Annotated in this window: 1 rRNA gene; it reads right to left on the reverse strand. The window is 51.8% G+C overall.

The window, feature by feature from the left end:
• A 23S ribosomal RNA gene (locus tag PGS10_RS24905) occupies positions 1-843 on the reverse strand; the annotation flags it as partial.
• Positions 844-863 lie beyond the last annotated feature (20 nt).

Consider the following 863-nt stretch of genomic DNA (forward strand, 5'->3'; position numbering starts at 1 on the left):
TTCACGAGGCGCTACCTAAATAGCTTTCGGGGAGAACCAGCTATCTCCCGGTTTGATTGGCCTTTCACCCCCAGCCACAAGTCATCCGCTAATTTTTCAACATTAGTCGGTTCGGTCCTCCAGTTAGTGTTACCCAACCTTCAACCTGCCCATGGCTAGATCACCGGGTTTCGGGTCTATACCCTGCAACTTAACGCCCAGTTAAGACTCGGTTTCCCTGCGGCTCCCCTATACGGTTAACCTTGCTACAGAATATAAGTCGCTGACCCATTATACAAAAGGTACGCAGTCACACCCGAAGGTGCTCCCACTGCTTGTACGTACACGGTTTCAGGTTCTTTTTCACTCCCCTCGCCGGGGTTCTTTTCGCCTTTCCCTCACGGTACTGGTTCACTATCGGTCAGTCAGGAGTATTTAGCCTTGGAGGATGGTCCCCCCATATTCAGACAGGATACCACGTGTCCCGCCCTACTCTTCGAGTTCACAACCTGTGCATTTTGGTGTACGGGACTATCACCCTGTACCGTCGGACTTTCCAGACCGTTCCACTAACACACAAGCTGATTCAGACTCTGGGCTGCTCCCCGTTCGCTCGCCGCTACTGGGGGAATCTCGGTTGATTTCTTTTCCTCGGGGTACTTAGATGTTTCAGTTCCCCCGGTTCGCCTCGTTAACCTATGTATTCAGTTAACGATAGTGTGACGAATCACACTGGGTTTCCCCATTCGGACATCGCCGGCTATAACGGTTCATATCACCTTACCGACGCTTTTCGCAGATTAGCACGTCCTTCATCGCCTCTGACTGCCAGGGCATCCACCGTGTACGCTTAGTCGCTTAACCTCACAACCCGAAGATGTTTC

The sequence above is a fragment of the Klebsiella sp. 141153 genome, from assembly GCF_032601995.1.
Lineage (GTDB): Bacteria > Pseudomonadota > Gammaproteobacteria > Enterobacterales > Enterobacteriaceae > Klebsiella > Klebsiella aerogenes.